Genomic DNA, 1,828 nt, shown 5'->3' with positions numbered 1-1,828 from the left:
CTTTGTGGTCAAGTCCTCGGCCTATTAGTACCGGTCAGCTCCACACGTTACCGTGCTTCCACCTCCGGCCTATCAACCCGGTCGTCTACCGGGAGCCTTACCCCCTCACAGGGTGGGAGACCTCATCTCAAGGCGAGCTTCCCGCTTAGATGCTTTCAGCGGTTATCCCTTCCGAACGTAGCCAACCAGCCGTGCACCTGGCGGTACAACTGGCACACCAGAGGTTCGTCCGTCCCGGTCCTCTCGTACTAGGGACAGCCCCTTTCAAGTCTCCTGCGCGCGCAGCGGATAGGGACCGAACTGTCTCGCGACGTTCTAAACCCAGCTCGCGTACCGCTTTAATGGGCGAACAGCCCAACCCTTGGGACCTACTCCAGCCCCAGGATGCGACGAGCCGACATCGAGGTGCCAAACCATCCCGTCGATATGGACTCTTGGGGAAGATCAGCCTGTTATCCCCGGGGTACCTTTTAGCCGTTGAGCGACGGCGCTTCCACATGCCACCGCCGGATCACTAGTCCCAGCTTTCGCTCCTGCTCGACCCGTCAGTCTCACAGTCAAGCTCCCTTGTGCACTTACACTCAACACCTGATTGCCAACCAGGCTGAGGGAACCTTTGGGCGCCTCCGTTACTCTTTAGGAGGCAACCGCCCCAGTTAAACTACCCACCAGACACTGTCCCCGATCCGGATCACGGACCAGAGTTAGACGTTCAAAACGACCAGAGTGGTATTTCACCAATGACTCCACCCGAACTAGCGTCCGAGCTTCACAGTCTCCCACCTATCCTACACAAGACGTTCCAAACGCCAATGTCAAGCTGTAGTGAAGGTCCCGGGGTCTTTCCGTCCTGCTGCGCGTAACGAGCATCTTTACTCGTAGTGCAATTTCGCCGGGTCTGTGGTTGAGACAGCGGGGAAGTCGTTACGCCATTCGTGCAGGTCGGAACTTACCCGACAAGGAATTTCGCTACCTTAGGATGGTTATAGTTACCACCGCCGTTTACCGGCGCTTAAGTTCTCACCTTCGCCACTTGCGTGGCTAAGCGGTCCCCTTAACGTTCCGGCACCGGGCAGGCGTCAGTCCGTATACATCGTCTTACGACTTCGCACGGACCTGTGTTTTTAGTAAACAGTCGCTTCCCCCTGGCCACTGCGACCCCCACCAGCTCAGAAAGCTAGTTCCATCACCAGCAGAGGTCCCCCTTCTCCCGAAGTTACGGGGGCAATTTGCCGAGTTCCTTAACCACAGTTCACCCGATCGCCTTGGTATTCTCTACCTGACCACCTGAGTCGGTTTAGGGTACGGGCCGCCACAACACTCGCTAGAGGCTTTTCTCGGCAGCATAGGATCATCCACTTCGCCACAATCGGCTCGGCATCACATCTCAGGATACATGCGAGGCGGATTTGCCTACCTCACTCCCTACATGCTTACCCCAGGAACAACCATCGCCTGGGTTGGACTACCTTCCTGCGTCACCCCATCGCTTACCTACTACCGCATCGGTTCGAGCGTTCACTCTGACCCCAAGCCCGAAGGCTTTAGGCGAGTTAAGGACTCTTAGCATCAACAGGTTCGATATGGGCGCGTTAAAGCGGGTACGGGAATATCAACCCGTTGTCCATCGACTACGCCTGTCGGCCTCGCCTTAGGTCCCGACTTACCCTGGGCGGATTAGCCTGGCCCAGGAACCCTTGGTCATCCGGCGCGAGGGTTTCTCACCCTCGATTCGCTACTCATGCCTGCATTCTCACTCGCACAGCCTCCACCACTCGATCACTCGGCGGCTTCACCGGCTGCACGACGCTCCCCTACCCATCAACCT

1 rRNA gene (running past one end of the window) is annotated in these 1,828 nt (G+C 57.4%); it reads right to left on the bottom strand.

Annotated features, from left to right (window positions below):
• Positions 1-4: 4 nt before the first annotated feature.
• Positions 5-1,828: ribosomal RNA gene (locus tag AB0B45_RS51210) — 23S ribosomal RNA — on the bottom strand (it continues 1,275 nt past the right edge of the window).

Origin of the sequence: Nonomuraea sp. NPDC049152 (assembly GCF_040648355.1) — a bacterium.
In the GTDB taxonomy this organism is placed as follows: domain Bacteria; phylum Actinomycetota; class Actinomycetes; order Streptosporangiales; family Streptosporangiaceae; genus Nonomuraea.
Note: the sequence above shows the minus strand (reverse complement) of the source record. Positions and strands in the feature narration are given on the sequence as shown.